Source organism: Oleiphilus sp. HI0079 (assembly GCF_001635105.1).
The window spans coordinates 1-460 of the sequence record NZ_LWFT01000356.1 but is presented as its reverse complement, the minus strand read 5'-3'; the positions used below and the strand labels follow the sequence as shown (position 1 = coordinate 460).

1 protein-coding gene is annotated in these 460 nt (G+C 52.2%); it reads right to left on the bottom strand.

All coding sequences use genetic code 11. The features are described from left to right. On the bottom strand, positions 1 to 460 hold a 460-nt coding region (locus A3750_RS25890; RefSeq protein ID WP_197474897.1), incomplete at both ends, for a hypothetical protein.

Genomic DNA, 460 nt, shown 5'->3' with positions numbered 1-460 from the left:
GTTGTCACTGAAGAAACAGGTGTCATGGAGTCATTGTTACTTAACGAGGCTGCACGAGGCGCTTCCGATGGAGCGCTCTTGGTTACTTCTGCGCCTTGCGTTACTGGCGCTGATGATGCTTCTGAGATGTCATCCTGCTGACCAGCAACCACTGCGACGCGTTGTTTCTCTGGAGCACTATCAAAACCCGCGACCTCCTCAACGGAAGCGACAACCGCATTGGTTTGAGGTGCTTGTATCGAACGCACAAGTTCTTGTTCGGCGATACGGCGCTGCTCAATAACACTCACAACACGCTCGTCCGAGGCCGGACTAAACAGCGTGTGCAAACCTGCAAATGCGAGTGCAAAGACACCACCAAACATCAATGCTAAGCGCCCCCAAAGTACTTTTGTCTCTTCGTACTGGGTGTAATCCTCTTTTGGTGGCGGCAAGGGGCCAACGGGTATTTTCTTTTCAC